Below are 17,260 nucleotides of genomic sequence, written 5' to 3' on the forward strand. Positions count from 1 at the left end.
AGAGTCTAAAAATGTCCAAAAAGAAGGGAGGGAGTACCATGCTAAGTCAAAATATGCAAAAGCTGGATCTGGAACCGGAAGTCCTCAAGCAGCTGGGTATTCCAAAGGAGTTTATTGATATGGCTGCAGAAGCAGGAATACCGTCAATCAATAACCATGCTGCCGGCGGAAAGGGCGGACGGGCTATTAATCTCACATATGTGGATAATTACTCGACATTGCTCCTTGTTTATACTTTCCTTCTTAACTTTTTGGACAAAAAGTCTGATGATGCAGGAACTAAAATGCTCAATCAATCCTTGCTGTCGACATTAAATGCTGCGATTATCGAACAGCAGGAGTATAGAAAAGAATTTTTAAAGGCAGTAGAACTATTGAGAAACCAATAAATGGCCCCCCCCACAACCCATGGCCAATACCAATTCCTCCCTTTAATATATAGAACGTAAAAAACACCCTGCACTAATTGGTGCAGGGTGTTTCGCTATCTGTTAATTAATGGCTGCAGCTGCTGTTGCTGATTTTTGAACCCGTTTCGCCGCTCAGGAGATTTCCGCCTGTGGATGTAATAACTTCGTCAGTTACAGTGTTGGAAATCGTATTAGCCACAATCTGCAGCAATTCATTAACATCCACCTGGGATTGCTTGAATTCCTGGACAACCGGGATTTCATCCAGCTGCTGTTCCAACTGGGCAATTTTTTCTTCCGTTTTCTTTAACGCTTCAGCTTTACCATAGTGCTGAAGATTGACAGCCTGCTTTTGCAAGCCTTTGATTGTTGTAATGGTAGCACTAACCTTTTCGTTTTCATTAATCTGTGCTTCTGCACGCTTGAAGAAATCCACTTCTTCAGTCTCTGCAATCATGCGTGCCAATTCCATCGCACGTTCTACAATCTCATCTTTTGTGTATTTAGCCATTATTGCTTCACCTCAACCGCATCTAGTTCTTCAACCATTTCTCCGTTTAGAGACCAAGTCTTTGCATCGGTTACTTTTACTTTTACAATTTTGCCGATCGCTGTTTTTGGCCCCTTAAAGTTTACTAGCTTGTTCTTTCTTGTGTATCCTGCAAGAATTTCAGGATTGTTCTTGCTTTCCCCTTCTACAAGAACTTCGACAGTCTGGCCTTTATATTGTTTCATTGCCTCTGCCGATAATTCATTTACAACTGCATTAAGGCGCTGAAGGCGCTCTTTCTTTACTTCCATTGGAACGTTATCCACCATATTGGCGGCTGGTGTACCTTCACGAGGTGAGTAAATGAACGTATAAGCAGCTTCGAAACCTACCTCCCTGTATAGGGAAATTGTTTCTTCAAATTGCTCTTCTGTTTCATTAGGATAGCCAACGATGATATCAGTTGTGAAAGTTGCCCCTGGAATAGCCGCTTTAATTTTGCGAACCAGCTCCAAGTATTGTTCCCTTGTATATTTACGTGCCATGATTTTCAAGACATCCGTAGAACCGGATTGAACCGGAAGGTGAATGTGTTCTACCAGATTTCCTCCTTTGGCAAGCACTTCAATCAGATGATCATCAAAGTCGCGCGGATGGCTGGTTGTAAAACGTACACGCGGAATATCGATTTTACGCATTTCATCCATTAAATCGCCCAGACCATATTTCATATCCTCAAAATCTTTTCCATAAGCGTTTACGTTTTGCCCAAGGAGGGTAATTTCCTGATAGCCCTGTGCCGCTAACTGGCGCACTTCCTGAATGATGTCCTCAGGACGTCTACTCCGCTCTTTTCCGCGTGTATATGGAACGATGCAGTAAGTGCAGAATTTATCACAGCCGTACATAATGTTAACCCAGGCTTTGATATTGCCGCGGCGCACTTTTGGAAGGTTTTCAATTACATCCCCTTCCTTAGACCATACTTCAATAACCATTTCCTTTGACATATAGGCTTCTTGAAGAATGTTAGGAAGACGATGGATATTGTGTGTTCCAAAAATCATATCTACCTGGTTATATGTTTTAAGAATCTTGTTAACAACCGATTCTTCCTGTGACATACACCCGCAGACCCCAATCAGAAGATCCGGTTTTTCTTTTTTTAAATGTTTAAGATGGCCAAGTTCTCCAAACACTTTATTCTCGGCATTTTCCCGTATGGCACATGTATTAAGCAAAATGACATTCGCATCTTCCACTGAGTCTGTAGGCTCATATCCTAGACCAAGGAAAATGCCGGCCATTACTTCTGTATCATGCTCGTTCATCTGGCAGCCGTATGTGCGGATATAGAATTTGCGTCCATTTCCCATGCCGTGAAATTCTTCAGGGATGTTAAAATCTTTATGATATTTTACTTCTTCTTTACCGCGTTTTTTCGCTTCCTTTAAGGAAGGTGCAGTGTAAACAGTTTCAAAGTATTTGCTGTAATCTTTTACGGATTTTTTGTCCGAAGGATTTGCTGTTTGCACTTGCTGACTTTCTAAGCGTTGTTTTTCGTTCATCATTTATCCCCTTTCTCTTTCTCCTGAGCAGCATCTATCATTTAAACTCATTTTTCAGCAATTATAATGTTGTGCAATATATATGTGCACATTATTATAGTATAAGGCTTTCTGATAGTTAAAACAATAGAAAACCGCTGTCTGCTACTTTTCAGCAGCTATTACTTGTATGTACGATCAGGGATATTTTTAATCCTGCACAATGACTAATACTAGACTAAATTTAGTATTTTGTGTGTGACAAGTGTCACATTAGACTCAAAAAAAGAAGCCCGGGTGCCCCGAGCTTCTAACTATTACATAAATTCAGCTGCAAGTTTATCAAAGTGAGCTTGATCAAGTTCAAGATCCGCTTGTGATAATGGAGTTTCAGAGTAACCTGAAAGCAGCTCCTGATAAGACTTTCGCTCTGTGTCCTGGTAGATTAGGCCAGTTACAAGACCGCTGTGCTTCATAAGAGTCTGCATAGCCATTTCGCGGCTTGAATGATCATAGCCTTCCACATCGCTAAGCTTTGTCAGATTTTCTTTAAACCAGTCATATGTGTTTACTTTGTTATATGTAACACATGGACTGAACACGTTAATTAAAGAGAAGCCATCATGCTTGATTCCTGCTTCAATTAACGCAGTCAGATCTTTAAGGTCAGTTGAGAAGCTCTGTGCTACGAAAGTCGCACCAGCTGTTAATGCCATTTCCATTGGAGAAATCGCCTGTTCAATAGACCCTTGCGGAGTAGACTTAGTTTTGAAACCAGCCGCAGAACGAGGTGAAGTCTGTCCTTTTGTTAAACCATAGATTTGGTTATCCATTACGATATATGTGATGTTCACATTTCGGCGGATCGCATGGATCGTATGGCCCATACCGATTGCGAATCCATCTCCGTCACCGCCGGATGCGATAACTGTTAAATCCCGGTTAGCCATTTTTACACCTTGGGCGATCGGAAGTGAACGTCCATGAATGCCATGGAAACCATATGAATTGATATAACCGGAAATACGTCCGGAACAGCCGATGCCTGATACGACAGCTAAGTTCTCAGGCTCTAAACCAACGTTTGCTGCCGCACGCTGAATTGCAGCCTGCACGGAGAAGTCTCCACAGCCCGGGCACCAGTTTGGTTTTACATTATTTCGAAAGTCTTTAAATGTGGCCATTTAGAACAACTCCTTGCATTTTGTGTGAATTTCATGCGGCAAGAATGGATTTCCGTCGTACTTTAATAGCTTATAAACTTTCTCAGCATGTCCGACGTTCATCTTCATGATGTTCGCTAATTGTCCTGTAGCATTGTTTTCAACTACGGCAATTTTCTTAGCTGTTTTTACAAGCGGCAATAAATCATCAGTTGGGAAAGGATGAATCAGGCGAACTTGTGCATGGTTTACTTTAATGCCGTCCTGTTCAAGCCTGCTCATAGCTTCCTCAATTGCACCTCTTGTTGAGTTGAAGCCAACGATCAGCAAGTCCGCTTCTTCATGAGGAGCATTCTTGTGAACAGGTGTATTGAATCTAATATTTTCCACTTTGCGGAAACGCTTATCCATTTGCGCGTTGCGGTTTGCAGCTGATTCTGAAGGTTTTCCGGTTTCATCATGTTCAACACCTGTCACATGGTGGATTCCGTTCTTCATGCCAGGAATTACACGTGGAGAAACTCCATCTTCTGTAACTTCAAAGCGCTTAAAATAGCCTTTGTTTTCAATTTCAGGAAGTTCTTCTGTAACAAGCTTTCCGCGGCGGATTTCAACCTTACTGAAATCAAGCGGCTCCACTGTCTGTTTTCCAAGAGAAAGCTGCAAATCTGATAGGATAATAACCGGGCACTGGTATTCCTCTGCCAGGTTGAAAGCTTCAGCAGTATCATAGAATGCTTCCTGTACAGTGCTTGGAGCAAGAACGATTTTTGGAATCTCGCCATGAGTACCGTAAATCATTGCCATTAAATCAGACTGCTCCTGTTTTGTCGGAAGTCCTGTAGAAGGTCCTCCACGCTGTGTATCCACGATAACCAGCGGTGTTTCAGTTATCCCTGAAAGGCCGATCGCTTCCATCTTTAGGGAAAGTCCAGGACCGGCAGATGCTGTAAGTGAACGGACACCTGCGTAGTTTGCACCGATTGCCATTGTGACCGCGGCAATTTCATCTTCTGTCTGGATAACAGATCCGCCAAGCGCAGGAAGCTTTTTAATCAGGTATTCCATGATTTCGGATGCAGGTGTAATTGGGTAAGCGGCCATAAAGCGGCAGCCGCCTGCAAGCGCACCAAGAGCGATCGCATCGTTTCCGATCATAAATAAACGCTTCAGCCCGTCAGCTTTTTCAAGCTCCATTAATTCCACATCATCGCTAAGCTTTTCTTTCATGAAATCAAAGCCTGCCTGAATGGCTTCCATGTTCTTATCGACAACCTGCTGTCCTTTTCGTCCAAAAATCTCTTGAACTACTTCTTCAAATACTTTAATATCTAAATTTAGAACTGCACATGTCGCACCAACAGCAACCATGTTTTTCATCAGGGATGTTCCAAGCTCAGTAGCAATCTCTGTAAAAGGCACTGCAAACAAAGCTGCATTCGTATCTTCTGGCTGTTTAGGATCAAATTTTGCATCTGCAATCATGATCCCTTTATCGTGAAGTTCTTTGTAGTTTAAATCGATTGTTTCCTGGTCGAAAGCTACCAGAATATCTAAATCGTCTGAAATAGAACGGATTTGTGACGTGCTGACGCGAATCTTGTTGTTCGTGTGCCCGCCTTTAATACGCGATGAAAAGTGGCGGTAACCGTACAGGTAGTAGCCTAAACGATTTAGCGCAATGGAAAAAATCTCTCCGGTACTTTCAATACCTTCCCCTTGCTGTCCTCCAACTTTCCATGAAAGTTGATTGATCATGTCTTACACCCCTTTAGATACGTTAAGAAATTATGTAAAAACGCTTATTTAATATCAGTGTAGTACTTGTCCAGTCAATCCCGTTATTTCAACATGCATTTAAGGCTATATTCCGGAAGATGGATGGGTACTAAACGCTTTCAATTCTAGACCTATGTGTCTAAAAAAGCAACCCTTTCCGAATATTTATCAGTTAAAAGATGAATATTTTTTTATTTTTTGAAAAATCTTAAAAAGATCATTTAATTTTCGTTTTTTGAAGTTCCTCGCATACCTTGATATATAGTTTTTTCACCATTTTCACCTTGGAAACCTGCTATAAAAATTGCGAAATAAAAATTTTTCAGCTTGTATATCAGAATAATATTTTAACAGTTCATTTATCAGGCTATCGTATTTTCTTGCATCCTCCAAATCTGCAACTCTTCCATCCGTACCGTCAAAATCCGAACCAAAGCCCACATGATTTTCTCCTCCAAGTGAACATATATGCTCAAGGTGTCTTAGGATGTCAGTAATTGTGGCTGTTTGTTTTCCAGATAAAAATTCAGTCACAAATGTAATGCCCATCACACTGTCCCGGTCAATCAGAGCTTCGATCTGTTCGTTTGATAAATTGCGGGGATTCTGGCACATCGAATAGCAGTTTGAATGGGTGGCAACCGGATAGTCGGCCCATTCCATAACATCCCAGAAGCCCCGTTCAGAAAGATGGGAAACATCACACCATGCTTTGCTGGCATTTAATTCATAAACCACCCCTTTGCCAAATGAAGAAAGGCCTGCGCCCCTTTCTTCAAGCACTCCATCAGCTGCACAGTTTGCATAATTCCAGGTCAATCCCACTGAAGATACTCCCAGCCTGAGAAGAGTCTTCAGTTTTAGCAGATCGCAGCCAACTGCATCACATCCCTCCAGTGTCAGCACTGCCCCTATTTCATCATCCTGCAGCAGGTCGATGTCCCGGGTACTTCTAATGAGCTTTAACTGCGGATTGGGTTTAAGGACTTTCTCGTAAAACAGATCTGTCATATACAGGGCTGCATTGAACTTCATTTCAGGATGGATGGAATCCGGAACATATATGGCAAAGCACTGAACCTTTATGCGGGATGCCTGCAGCGCTTCCAGATTTACCTGAAGACTGCCTGAATTTTGAAAGTTAACCCTTTTGTCCATAAACATTTTATATAGAACATCACAATGCGCATCATATATTTTCAAGCGTTCTTCCTCCCTCTTTTTCTCCGTAGCATTATCTTATTAAGAAAAGCGCAAGCGCCTTGCCCACCCCCGACAAGCACAAGACGAGCCTCCCGGAAAGGCGTTTTTTGCCTTTTTGGGAGGATTGTCCGAAATGTGGAGGCGACTGCATAGGGACGACAAGCATAAGACGAGCCCTGCAAGAAGGTGTTCTTTCCTTCTGGAAGGGATTGGCTAGTCTTTCGTCCCTAGGAGACGAAACAAGCCAAGCTTGTGACCTCAAGGGGGTTAGCGGCTTGCGCTAGACAGTTATCGACGTTCAAAATTTTATACTTTCTTACCTTCTAAAAAAAGAACCTGTTTGCCTATGATGCAAACAGGTTTTATTATTTTTGTGAGAATCTATATTTTAATGACTTATGCATATGACAAAGGATGATTTCCCATTCTGAAGCTTTTGGGCTAGCGCGGCTCCACAATCAGCTTAATGGCAGTCCGTTCTTCGCCGTCAATCAGGATATCCGTGAATGCAGGGATACAAATCAGATCCACTCCGCTAGGCGCTACGAATCCTCTTGCAATCGCTACTGCCTTAACAGCCTGGTTCAATGCACCCGCACCAATTGCCTGGATTTCCGCATTTCCTCTTTCGCGCAGAACTCCAGCAAGCGCACCAGCTACAGAATTAGGATTAGACTTTGCTGAAACTTTTAATATTTCCATTCCTAGCTCCTCCTCGTTTTACCCCTCCTGTATGCAATGCTCAAAGCGGTGATTCACCTTCTGCAAAGGCCGGATGCCTTCAGACAGGCAATTTCTTTCCGTTCACACAAGCCGCTTTGATGGAATTTAGCACCAGGTCTATATATCATTCCATTGCTACTATATTCAGCTTGGAATTCACATATTCCGGCTTGGACAAAAAAAGCAGGGTTTCAGCCAGATTTTCTTCCGGCTTTCTGCTTGTTCAATGAAAATGGAGCTGATGTCTTGTTTTGCATATACAAAAAAACTGCAATCCGGCCCATCCGGATGCAGTCTTTTATCAGTTTATGAGTAAAAAGGGTGGTCATCATTAATTAGGATCCGGTCAATTTTTTTGGCCAATCCTGTTTTAGGATTCAGTTCAATGACCGCAGCACTTAACTGGGTTCTGCCTTCTTTCGGAACTTCAAATCGAACCGGGAGCCCGGAAATAAACCTTTTGATCACAGCTTCTTTTTCCACACCAAGGATACCGTCATAAGGGCCTGTCATTCCCACATCAGACATAAAGGCCGTCCCGCCAGGCAAAATGCGGTTATCAGCTGTCTGCACGTGGGTGTGCGTACCTACGACAGCTGATACTTTTCCATCCAGGTACCAGCCCATGGCCTGCTTTTCGCTTGTTGCTTCTGCATGAAAATCAACAAAAATAAATGGAGTCCTTTCACGGGCTTCTTTTATCAGTTCATCTGCCTTTTGGAAAGGGCAGTCACTTGTATTCATAAAAGTTCTGCCCTGAAGGCTGATAACTGCTACTTCCTCTGTATTAAATTTCAAAAAAACCATGCCTTTGCCAGGATTATTAGAAGGAAAATTGGCCGGACGAACCATATATTTCGCATGGTCAATAAATTCAAAAATTTCCCGGTTATCCCAGGTATGATTCCCGAGAGTCACCGCCTGTGCACCAGCCTCAAGAAACCCCCGATAAATCTTCTCCGTAATTCCCTTTCCTCCTGCTGCATTTTCCCCATTAATAATAGTGATATGCGGCCGGTATTTTTCTTTAAGCTTCGGTACATATTCAGTGATCATATCCCGCCCCTGGGATCCCACTACATCTCCGACAAACAATATATTCATGTCATTTCCCTTTCTGTTTTTAAAGATATATGTATGCTTTTACAGTCCTTTTTATTAGTGTAACACAGTTTCCTGCCTCAATTTAAAGCACGCCATGAAAAAGAAATAAAGCGATGCATGTGCATCGCTTTATTTTGCATATTCAACGGCCCTCGTTTCACGGATAACCGTGACCTTAATGTGGCCTGGATAATCAAGTTCCTCTTCAATCTTCTTACGGATATCCCTTGCCAAACGATGAGCTTCAAGGTCATCAATTTGTTCAGGCTTAACCATAATGCGGATTTCGCGTCCAGCTTGAATGGCGAATGATTTTTCAACACCATCATAGGATTCGGAAATCTCTTCAAGCTTTTCAAGACGGCGAATATAGTTCTCAAGTGTCTCTCTTCTTGCTCCAGGTCTTGCTGCTGATAATGCATCAGCTGCAGCGACAAGAACGGCAATGATTGATGTTGGCTCTGTGTCACCATGGTGGGAAGCGATACTGTTTATGACAACAGGATGCTCCTTATACTTAGTGGCAAGCTCCACACCGATTTCAACATGGCTTCCTTCCACCTCATGGTCGATTGCTTTACCGATATCATGAAGCAATCCTGCCCGTCGTGCCAATGTTTCGTCTTGTCCCAATTCTGCAGCCAGCAGTCCTGAAAGCTGAGCCACTTCCATGGAATGCTTTAACACATTCTGGCCGTAGCTTGTACGGAATTTTAAACGGCCAAGAATTTTGATTAAATCTGGATGCAGGCCGTGGACACCAACCTCAAAAGTCGTTTGTTCACCGATTTCGCGGATGTGTTCATCCACTTCACGGCGGGCCTTATCAACCATTTCCTCAATCCGGGCTGGATGGATGCGGCCGTCCTGAACCAATTTGTCTAAAGCTAAGCGTGCAGTCTCACGGCGAATTGGATCAAAACCGGATAAAATAACCGCTTCCGGCGTATCATCGATAATGAGATCAATTCCGGTCAGAGTTTCCAGAGTACGGATATTACGGCCTTCACGGCCAATAATGCGCCCTTTCATCTCATCATTTGGCAGGTTGACAACTGATACAGTAGTTTCTGCTACATGATCAGCTGCACATCTTTGGATAGCCAGTGACAGGATTTCCTTCGCTTTCTTATCCGCGTCCTCTTTTGCTCTGGTTTCGCTCTCTTTTACCATAATCGCGACATCGTGAGCCACTTCCTGCTCCGTGCGCTCTAAAATGATGGACTTTGCCTCTTCACGAGTCAAGCCTGAGATGCGTTCCAGCTCAGCTTGCTGCTCTTTAATCATCACTTCCACTTTGCTTTCCATCTCTTCAATATGCTGTTGTCTTTTGCTAAGAGAATCGTCCCTCTTTTCTAAAAGCGCTTCACGTTTATCTAACGTTTCATCTTTGCGATCAAGGTTCTCCTCTTTTTGCATTAAGCGATTTTCTTGTTTTTGCAGTTCATTTCTTCGATCACGAACTTCACCTTCCGCATCTGTGCGGAGCTTGTGAATTTCATCTTTCGCTTCAAGCAGGGCTTCCTTCTTAGTAGCCTCAGCTTCTCGCTTTGCGTCTTCCAAAATCTGCTCAGCAGCATCTTTAGCTCCTGCAATTTTAGCTTCGGCAATTGATTTGCGAACAAAATAGCCAACAAAAGCACCGACGATTAGGCCAAGCAAAATGGAGATGATTGCTGTTACTAGATCCATCATTTCACCTCCTCTTGCTATGAACTTGTTTGTGTTACGTTTTTTAAAGTGTTGGCATGTACATTGTCCAATTCAATATACAGCACTAAGGCTTTTAAACGTTTCAATCTTTAAGAAGCACTGGGCATCCATCTGACGGCTGACAGTTTATTAACGTATGAAAAGCCAATGGAGCCTGCAGCCAGACAAAGTCCGACTCAATAAGAATTTCTTTACATATAAAATGTAAAATATACATTTTTAATTGTAAAGCTGTGGAATTTTATTGTCAAGGGTTTGTCTTAAGGGCTTTTCTTAATATTTCGATGGTTTGAACACTTTTGAAGAAAAAAAAGCAAAGCCACTCAGGACCTTGCTTTTCTTTAGTATTAATCGATCAGCTCGAATTCTTCCTGCTCTTCGTCTCCACTGGCTACTTTTTCTTCATCAAGTCCATAATGTTCGCGGATTTGTTTTTGGATAGTCAGGCGAATCTCAGGGTTTTCTTTTAGGAATACTTTGGCGTTTTCACGGCCTTGGCCCAGGCGCTCCTCGTTGAATGAGTACCATGAACCGCTCTTTTGGACAATATCCAGCTCAGAGCCAAGATCGATGATTTCACCTTCCTTGGAGATCCCTTCACCGTACATGATGTCAACTTCAGCCACTCGGAATGGAGGAGCGACTTTATTTTTGACAATTTTAATCTTTGTCTTATTACCAACCATTTCATTGCCCTGTTTAAGAGTTTCTGCACGGCGCACTTCAAGGCGGATGGAAGAGTAGAATTTCAATGCGCGTCCCCCTGGAGTCGTCTCAGGGTTTCCAAACATAATCCCGATTTTTTCACGGATTTGGTTAATGAAAATCGCGATTGTCTTTGATTTATTGATTGCGCCTGATAGCTTACGAAGTGCCTGTGACATAAGGCGGGCCTGCAGACCCACATGGGAGTCACCCATTTCTCCTTCAATTTCAGCCTTGGGAACAAGAGCTGCCACAGAGTCAACTACGAGAATATCAATAGCACCGCTTCGAACAAGGGCTTCTGCAATTTCAAGCGCCTGCTCCCCCGTATCCGGCTGGGAAAGAAGAAGCTCGTCAATATTTACACCAAGCTTTTGTGCATAAACAGGGTCTAAAGCGTGTTCGGCATCGATAAACGCAGCTTGTCCGCCGCTTGCCTGGACTTCTGCAATAGCATGCAGGGCTACTGTTGTTTTACCTGAGCTCTCCGGCCCATAGACTTCAATAATACGTCCTCTTGGATAGCCGCCTACCCCAAGAGCTGCATCAAGAGCAAGAGACCCGCTTGGTACAGTGGAAATTCTGCGGTCAGTCTGTTCCCCGAGCTTCATGATAGAACCTTTACCAAATTGCTTTTCTATTTGTTTTAACGCCATTTCAAGAGCTGCTTGACGATCACTCACTAATAGTTCCTCCTTTTATATAGACGAATCTGTCTTTTGATTAGATTCGTTTTGTCTCATCTCAAAACCTAACTCTACTATAAACCTTTTCAATGCATTTGTCGAGCAAAAAGTCGAACATCCATTCGATTTTTTTCACCGGGACATTTTGCCCGAAAATATCAAGACTGCCGGGAAAAGTGAGGTTTTTCAGGGGTCAATCAGTAGTTGAAATCGCATTTCGGCAAGAAATCTGTCTTTTGTTTTGGCTACTAAAAACTCAGAACGCAATTTCAGGCGTTCTGAGTTTCTTTTAATGCTTTAATAAGAAAATGGCAGCCGTACTTTACTGTACGAACCCGATTGGCTGCCCTGGTTCCTCCAAGGTTCAGCTTTTCGGTCTGGACCGGCCTTCCTTTAATCCAGATGCCTATATATACGGTTCCGACCGGGTTGCCTTCCAATTCATCAGGACCTGCAACACCTGTGAAGCTGATTCCGATATCGGCATTAGTCAGGCTTGCGACATTCTCGGCAAGTTCAGCTGCACACTGTGCACTGACGACCCCGTCGTTATCAATCGTTTCTTTGCGGACTTTTAATACTTCAGCCTTAACTTCGTTTGTGTAGCAGACCACTCCGCCTTTTAAAAGTCCGCCGGCTCCCGGAATGGATGTAAACTCCTCCTGGAACATTCCGCCTGTTAAACTCTCCGCTGCGGAAATAGTCATGCCGCTCTCTTTAATCAGCTTGGTGAGCTCATACATCAGGGAAGTATCATCATAGCCGTAGAAGTATTCGCCGACACGATCCAGGATTTTAGTTTCCGCTTCATTAATCAGCATCATAGCCGTGTTAGGCTGACTATGCTTTGCTGTAAGCCTCAAAGTCACTTCACCATCAGATGCAAGCGGGGCAATGGTTGGATTACTCTGCGCATCGATAATATCCTCAATCTCCGTTTCCAGCATGGCTTCTCCGATCCCGAAAAAGTGCAGCACCCGGGAAACAATCACATCCTCGGTGCCCAGCTTGGATTGCAGGGCTGGAAAGGCATGTTTGAGGAACATCGGCTCCATCTCATTTGGCGGCCCCGGAAGAAGCATGAAAACATGCCGGCCACTATCGGCAATCATTCCGGGTGCCATTCCATGTTCGTTAGGAAGCACTTGCGCATCCTCAAGAACCAGGGCCTGTTTTTTATTATTCTCAGTCATCTCTCTGTTGGTGCGTTTAAAATAAAGCTGTATAGATTCAAGGGCCTGTTCGTCCATGACGAGCTCTTTGCCAAGATGGCGGGCAATCGTTTCTTTCGTTAAATCATCCTTTGTCGGTCCCAGTCCGCCCGTGAAGACGATCAGGTCCGAACGGCCTTCGGCAATTTTAATCACCGATTTCAGGCGCTCGGGGTTATCTCCAACCACTGTATGGTAAAAAACGTTTATGCCCAGTTCAGCAAGCTGCCGGGAAAGAAAGCGGGCATTTGTATTAACGATTTGTCCAAGTAAAAGCTCAGACCCGACAGCTATAATTTCAGCATTCATTCAAAAGCCCCCTTCCGGGTAAAGTAATTATTTTGAGTTAATGAAGGCTTGCTTGTTTTTTGCAAAGTAGTCCCAGCCGGACCAGATCGTAAAGAACATCGCAACCCATAGGGCAATCAGGTCAAACCGGATTGAAACCATTTCAAAAATAATATTATGTAAAAGCAGAGCAGAAATGGCCACGATTTGAGCCCAGGTTTTAATTTTGCCAAGCTGATTAGCTGCGACTACTTCTCCTTCCCCCGCCAGAACAAGCCTTAAACCTGTTACAGCAAATTCTCGGCTGATTATAATAATGACAATCCATGATGGAGCAAGGTTAAGATCAACCAGTACAATCAATGCTGCAGAGACAAGAAGCTTGTCTGCAAGCGGATCAAGAAACTTGCCCAGGTTTGTAACCAGATTGTATTTGCGGGCAAAGTAGCCGTCGACCCAATCGGTAACAGAAGCAATAATAAATATAAGAGCTCCAATCAGATGGGTAACGGGCATTTCAGCTCCTAATAACTCTACATTTCCCCATGAAAGAGGGACGAGCATGACGAGCAGAAATATTGGTATCAGCAAGATACGGGACACTGTAATTTTATTTGGCAGATTCATGTTTTACCTCCAAGTATAATAAAGTGAAACTTCAATCAGTGGGGGCTTTATCTCCCACTGATTGTGAGGCCCACGGAAAGTGGGTCACAAAGACGTTGCCACAGGACAAGGAAAGCTGCGGCAGCGATACATCGCACGACCGAAAGCGGCAGCTTTTGGGAGGATGTGGCGTTCTTAGTCTTTGTTCTTCTTTTCGGGCCTTGACATTATAAAGCGAGGCGACTTGCCCAGGGGTGACAAGCATAAGACGAGCAGCTGGAGGGAAGTGCCTTTCTTCCCGCCAGCTGATTGGCTTATGACCTCGAGCCCCTAGGAGCCGCAGCTAGATTGGGCAGTTTGACCCTCATTTATCCCCCTTTGATTCCACTGAGTCTTGAAGTGGGGGTCTTACTGCCCGTTAGACTGCGATAAATGAAGCTTCTTGCAGAAAAAGTCTAAGATATTTGCTGCAATCCTTTTACTGATAATTTTTACATAAAAAGCGAAAATAGTCATCTAAAGATGACTATTCGGTCTTCGGCGCGTACTTTATGGTTATATCCTGCTTGACGGATTGTGAAGGCGGCACCTTATACTCAATTTTTTCGCCGTTTACATAGATTTCAGTTTGAGTCGAATTTCCGACTACAATGGAAGCTTCCGTTTCCTTTGAAAAGTCTATCTTCTGGCTTTTCGTGCCATCCGCAGTCAGCATTCCCTGGAAGAGGGAATCCCCTTTGCCGTTCTTGATATTCACCCAAGTTTCTCCTGTAGACAAAACCTCCAGTTCAAACTTGTCCGCATTTTTCAATTCATAAACGGTTCCATTTCCGCTGGATTGAACCACAGCAACCTCCTGCTTTGGCTCTTCCTCAGCTTCTTGGTCCTTGCCATTTTCCTCAGCAGCATCTTTGTCAGCAGATTCTTCTTTCTTTTCTGCTGATTCATCTTTTTTATTTTCGGCAAGGTTTTCAGACTCTTCTATAACTGTCTGTTCATCAGTCAGATCTGAGGGCTTCTCTTCATTATCCGCCTGATCTTTTGCCCCCAGAAAATTGTATAGGACCGCAATGAGGCCAACAATGAAGACGCCAATGAGAACCTTCGGAAGAATATCGAATACTTTTGAAGTCCTGCCGGAAAGATCTTTCCTGGATTGAACGCGCGATAGTTTTTCAGGAATATCATCATTCACCTGTGCAGGAATATCACCTTTATACTGTTCGAAAATTTCTTCCGGTTCAATTCCAACTGCTTCAGCGTACTGTTTTATAAATGCCCTGACATAAAACTTTCCGGGCATCATGCTATAATCGCCCTCTTCAATTCCCACTAAATAGCGTTTTTGTATTTTTGTGACCTTTTGCAGATCGTCAAGGCTCATATCTTTGGCCAGCCGCGCTTCTTTTAAACGATTGCCTAGTTCTGTCAATTTACAACACCTTCCAACTTACTAAAAATCAAAGCCTCCAAAATCAGATTCAGAGAACATATTGTTCTTCTCTACCACATCATATGTTATCTCTTCATCATGGTCGTGACGAAGCTCTATAATATAATCAAAATCATTAAGAGAGTATTCAGTGTTTTGCACAAAAATATCCGGATGCTCTACTACCTTAACTGCCGGGAGGCGCATAATTTCCCGGACGAGCTGCCAGTGCCGTTCGTTGGCACGTCTGGTTGAGACAATTCCGTCAATTATAAACAAATTGTCTTCATTATATTCATCCTCAATCAGCTGATTTCGTATCGTCTGCTTTAGCAGCGTGGATGAAACAAATAGCCAGCGTTTGTTCGCACAGACACTTGAAGCGACTATGGATTCTGTTTTTCCAACCCTTGGCATTCCCCTGATCCCTATTAGCTTGTGCCCTTCCTGTTTAAATAATTCGGCCATGAAATCAACTAATAGCCCAAGCTCGTCCCTGACGAACCTGAACGTTTTTTTATCGTCGGCATCCCTTTGAATATATCTTCCATGGCGCACGGCCAGCCGGTCCCTCAGCTTAGGCTCACGAAGCTTAATCACTTTAATCGTGTCCATTGTATTAAGAATGGACTTCAGGCGTTCAATCTGTTCATGATCTTTTGCCAAAATCAGCAAGCCTCTGCGGCCTTCATCCACTCCATTGATCGTGACAATATTAATGGAAAGCATACCCAGCAGGGAAGAAATGTCACCAAGCAAGCCGGGACGATTCTTTTGGATTTCATATTCCAAATACCATTCTGTTTTCTCCACCGGAAAACCTCCTCCTGCATGATGCGCATGTATCTGCGCATCTTATATGTAAATGCATCTCATTCTTGTATGTAAAATTTTATTAAACTTATCCTGAATTTTCATCTAGGTTCTATAATATATGATTTTTTGCCAATATGAAAGGAAAAACCCGTTTGGCCGGATAGGAAATGTTTTTGGGGAAAAAGCGAAAAGAGAGGCAATCCTCTCTTTTCACAGATTACTATTATTTTCTTAGCGAGTACCGTCGTTTTGAACAAGCTTTACCATCATATTGGCAATGGCATGCTGCTCATCAGGGCTTGCTACAGACCAGAGATCAGCCAGGATTTTTTCCTGGTCATTTTTTGGCTCCACTTGCTTGGCTAAATAATCGCCGATTTGATAAGCAAGGTCATTTACTGTTTCCTTATTCATTCCCTGATCCATTCCCTGATGAAGACGATCGCCAAGGAAATCTTTCCATTGCTGCCAGTTATCTAGTACAGACATAATTTTGCCTCCTTTAAATGTTGTACAATTATATTGTGCTTAGGGGCTGAATAAAATATGCATGCACTTTGACATGACTCAAAAAATATGTGACACTTCTTAGAACGATTGACAGTTACGTATACCAGCCGCCATTTACAGCCATGACCTGCCCGGTAATATACGAGGCATTTTCCGAAAGAAGAAAGGAAATGGCATTGGCTATGTCAGCAGGCAAGGCAAGCCTGCCCATAGGAATTTCACTTTTTACAGCTTCAAGCTCTTCTTCAGTAAAATCCTTCAGCATGTCCGTCTCAACGGCACCCGGGGCAATAACATTAACCCTCACCCCGTTCAGGGCAACCTCCTTGCTTAAAGCTTTTGCAAAAGCAATTTGTGCACCCTTTGCAGCGGAGTAAGCAACTTCACAAGCGGCACCCGTCTGGCCCCATATCGAGGAAACCAATACGATATTTCCGCTCCCCTTTGATAAAAGTTTCGGCAGAAGCTCTTTCGTCAGGAGAAGCGGCGAGGTCACATGAAGGTTCATCAGAGCTTCCATTTCCGTTTGCTGTATTTCAGTAAGAAGTCCATATTGTGCTGTTCCGCTATTATGAATAATGGCATCAAGTGAAAATATATTAGGAATCATTTTTTTATACCCGCCTGGTAAAGACAGGTCTGCCTGGATCGGAATAAATTCTCCGCCAAACCTTTGCAGGCGGTCCAGAAGCCTGTTGATCCCCTCCTCATTTTGATTGTAATGCAAATAAAGCGAATAGCCTTCTTCTGCCAGTTTGACGCTGACTGCCTGGCCGATTCCTCCGCTCGCTCCAGTTATTAATGCAAATTTCTTCATTTCATATCCTCCCGAGTAGAGTAAGAAACTGATTTCGAAGGGATAGCTTACGCTATC

At 43.4% G+C, this 17,260-nt stretch carries 16 protein-coding genes; 1 reads left to right on the forward strand and 15 read right to left on the reverse strand.

The features are described 5' to 3' along the window. Nucleotides 1-38 precede the first annotated feature (38 nt). Nucleotides 39-389, forward strand: a complete 351-nt coding sequence (locus PBF_RS14885) for a hypothetical protein (RefSeq protein ID WP_035330709.1) — start codon at nucleotides 39-41, stop codon at nucleotides 387-389. Nucleotides 390-495: 106 nt separating this feature from the next. Here the strand turns inward: PBF_RS14885 and PBF_RS14890 are convergent, their stop codons facing one another. From PBF_RS14890 to ymfI, 15 genes are all read right to left on the reverse strand, one after another. Then, the gene (locus PBF_RS14890; protein WP_035330711.1) at nucleotides 496-921 is read right to left on the reverse strand and encodes a RicAFT regulatory complex protein RicA family protein; all 426 of its coding nucleotides are present in this window, start codon (nucleotides 919-921) and stop codon (nucleotides 496-498) included. Next, on the reverse strand, nucleotides 921-2,471 hold the full coding sequence (gene miaB, locus PBF_RS14895; RefSeq protein WP_200870051.1) for a tRNA (N6-isopentenyl adenosine(37)-C2)-methylthiotransferase MiaB: 1,551 nt from the start codon (nucleotides 2,469-2,471) through the stop codon (nucleotides 921-923). The genes PBF_RS14890 and miaB overlap by 1 nt, the downstream gene beginning before the upstream one ends. A 293-nt stretch (nucleotides 2,472-2,764) precedes the next feature. Beyond that, nucleotides 2,765-3,631, reverse strand: coding sequence for a 2-oxoacid:ferredoxin oxidoreductase subunit beta (locus tag PBF_RS14900; RefSeq protein WP_035330715.1), 867 nt, complete (start codon nucleotides 3,629-3,631; stop codon nucleotides 2,765-2,767). Then, nucleotides 3,632-5,368 carry a 2-oxoacid:acceptor oxidoreductase subunit alpha gene (locus PBF_RS14905; RefSeq protein WP_035330716.1) on the reverse strand — a complete coding sequence of 579 codons (1,737 nt, stop codon included), beginning with the start codon at nucleotides 5,366-5,368 and terminating at the stop codon, nucleotides 3,632-3,634. Between the two features lie 300 nt (nucleotides 5,369-5,668). Further along, a complete protein-coding gene (locus tag PBF_RS14910) occupies nucleotides 5,669-6,592 on the reverse strand; it encodes a dipeptidase (protein ID WP_035330718.1) in 924 nt (307 codons plus the stop codon). Nucleotides 6,593-7,033: 441 nt separating this feature from the next. Then, nucleotides 7,034-7,294, reverse strand: a complete 261-nt coding sequence (gene spoVS / locus PBF_RS14915) for a stage V sporulation protein SpoVS (protein ID WP_009330666.1) — start codon at nucleotides 7,292-7,294, stop codon at nucleotides 7,034-7,036. Between the two features lie 327 nt (nucleotides 7,295-7,621). Next, nucleotides 7,622-8,419 carry a TIGR00282 family metallophosphoesterase gene (locus PBF_RS14920; RefSeq protein ID WP_035330721.1) on the reverse strand — a complete coding sequence of 266 codons (798 nt, stop codon included), beginning with the start codon at nucleotides 8,417-8,419 and terminating at the stop codon, nucleotides 7,622-7,624. Nucleotides 8,420-8,548: 129 nt separating this feature from the next. Then, complete coding sequence (gene rny / locus PBF_RS14925) at nucleotides 8,549-10,114, reverse strand: ribonuclease Y (protein WP_386850996.1); 1,566 nt, start codon at nucleotides 10,112-10,114, stop codon at nucleotides 8,549-8,551. 365 nt (nucleotides 10,115-10,479) lie between these two features. Continuing rightward, the gene (recA, locus tag PBF_RS14930; RefSeq protein ID WP_035330723.1) at nucleotides 10,480-11,520 is read right to left on the reverse strand and encodes a recombinase RecA; all 1,041 of its coding nucleotides are present in this window, start codon (nucleotides 11,518-11,520) and stop codon (nucleotides 10,480-10,482) included. Nucleotides 11,521-11,792: 272 nt separating this feature from the next. After that, nucleotides 11,793-13,043, reverse strand: a complete 1,251-nt coding sequence (locus PBF_RS14935; RefSeq protein ID WP_035330724.1) for a competence/damage-inducible protein A — start codon at nucleotides 13,041-13,043, stop codon at nucleotides 11,793-11,795. A gap of 27 nt (nucleotides 13,044-13,070) precedes the next feature. After that, the gene (gene pgsA / locus PBF_RS14940; RefSeq protein WP_035330725.1) at nucleotides 13,071-13,649 is read right to left on the reverse strand and encodes a CDP-diacylglycerol--glycerol-3-phosphate 3-phosphatidyltransferase; all 579 of its coding nucleotides are present in this window, start codon (nucleotides 13,647-13,649) and stop codon (nucleotides 13,071-13,073) included. Nucleotides 13,650-14,154: 505 nt separating this feature from the next. After that, nucleotides 14,155-15,060 (reverse strand): helix-turn-helix domain-containing protein, encoded by a 906-nt coding sequence (locus PBF_RS14945; protein WP_035330726.1) that lies wholly within the window; start codon nucleotides 15,058-15,060, stop codon nucleotides 14,155-14,157. 21 nt (nucleotides 15,061-15,081) lie between these two features. Then, complete coding sequence (locus PBF_RS14950; RefSeq protein ID WP_035330727.1) at nucleotides 15,082-15,873, reverse strand: YmfK family protein; 792 nt, start codon at nucleotides 15,871-15,873, stop codon at nucleotides 15,082-15,084. Nucleotides 15,874-16,107: 234 nt separating this feature from the next. Next, nucleotides 16,108-16,365, reverse strand: a complete 258-nt coding sequence (locus tag PBF_RS14955) for a DUF3243 domain-containing protein (RefSeq protein WP_035330728.1) — start codon at nucleotides 16,363-16,365, stop codon at nucleotides 16,108-16,110. A 115-nt stretch (nucleotides 16,366-16,480) separates the two neighbouring features. Further along, the gene (gene ymfI, locus PBF_RS14960; protein WP_035330729.1) at nucleotides 16,481-17,203 is read right to left on the reverse strand and encodes an elongation factor P 5-aminopentanone reductase; all 723 of its coding nucleotides are present in this window, start codon (nucleotides 17,201-17,203) and stop codon (nucleotides 16,481-16,483) included. Nucleotides 17,204-17,260: the final 57 nt, after the last annotated feature.

Source organism: Cytobacillus firmus DS1 (assembly GCF_000565285.1).
Classification (GTDB): Bacteria; Bacillota; Bacilli; order Bacillales; family Cytobacillaceae; genus Cytobacillus; species Cytobacillus firmus_A.

Excerpts from the sequence above, each read along its gene's own strand:
- PBF_RS14955 (WP_035330728.1), bottom strand. The coding sequence starts at position 16,365 with ATGTCTGTACTAGATAACTGGCAGCAATGGAAAGATTTCCTTGGCGAT.
- pgsA (WP_035330725.1), bottom strand. The coding sequence starts at position 13,649 with ATGAATCTGCCAAATAAAATTACAGTGTCCCGTATCTTGCTGATACCA.
- PBF_RS14890 (WP_035330711.1), bottom strand. The coding sequence starts at position 921 with ATGGCTAAATACACAAAAGATGAGATTGTAGAACGTGCGATGGAATTG.
- PBF_RS14905 (WP_035330716.1), bottom strand. The coding sequence starts at position 5,368 with ATGATCAATCAACTTTCATGGAAAGTTGGAGGACAGCAAGGGGAAGGT.
- PBF_RS14935 (WP_035330724.1), bottom strand. The coding sequence starts at position 13,043 with ATGAATGCTGAAATTATAGCTGTCGGGTCTGAGCTTTTACTTGGACAA.
- ymfI (WP_035330729.1), bottom strand. The coding sequence starts at position 17,203 with ATGAAGAAATTTGCATTAATAACTGGAGCGAGCGGAGGAATCGGCCAG.
- PBF_RS14920 (WP_035330721.1), bottom strand. The coding sequence starts at position 8,419 with ATGAATATATTGTTTGTCGGAGATGTAGTGGGATCCCAGGGGCGGGAT.
- spoVS (WP_009330666.1), bottom strand. The coding sequence starts at position 7,294 with ATGGAAATATTAAAAGTTTCAGCAAAGTCTAATCCTAATTCTGTAGCT.
- PBF_RS14900 (WP_035330715.1), bottom strand. The coding sequence starts at position 3,631 with ATGGCCACATTTAAAGACTTTCGAAATAATGTAAAACCAAACTGGTGC.
- PBF_RS14885 (WP_035330709.1), top strand. The coding sequence starts at position 39 with ATGCTAAGTCAAAATATGCAAAAGCTGGATCTGGAACCGGAAGTCCTC.
- rny (WP_386850996.1), bottom strand. The coding sequence starts at position 10,114 with ATGATGGATCTAGTAACAGCAATCATCTCCATTTTGCTTGGCCTAATC.
- miaB (WP_200870051.1), bottom strand. The coding sequence starts at position 2,471 with ATGATGAACGAAAAACAACGCTTAGAAAGTCAGCAAGTGCAAACAGCA.